Annotated in this window: 1 protein-coding gene; it reads right to left on the bottom strand. The window is 65.0% G+C overall.

Annotation, left to right across the window (positions count from 1 at the left end; all coding sequences use genetic code 11):
* Positions 1-257, bottom strand: a 257-nt coding sequence (locus tag C1X29_RS28880) for a helix-turn-helix transcriptional regulator (protein WP_146023328.1), incomplete at both ends; no start/stop codon positions are given.

The raw sequence follows: 257 nt of genomic DNA on the forward strand, positions 1-257 counted from the left end.
TCGTGAACGAATGCATTCGTAAGATGCGGGACCGCGACGCCGAGGGCCTTGGCGATCCGGACGACGTTCTCCCGACGTGGAAAGGACGTGCGGCGCTCCAACGTGTTGATCACGTTCCGGTTGAGATCCGCCCTGCGTCCCAGCTCGGCCTGCGACCATCCGAGCCCGATCCGTCGCTCACGCACGCGGAGGGCGAGCACCTGGAGCTTCGCAGCCTTCACTTCGGGGAAAGACGGCGCTCCGGCACCATTATCGAC

This window comes from Pseudomonas sp. GW456-12-10-14-LB2 (assembly GCF_002884345.1).
In the GTDB taxonomy this organism is placed as follows: domain Bacteria; phylum Pseudomonadota; class Gammaproteobacteria; order Pseudomonadales; family Pseudomonadaceae; genus Aquipseudomonas; species Aquipseudomonas paraglycinae.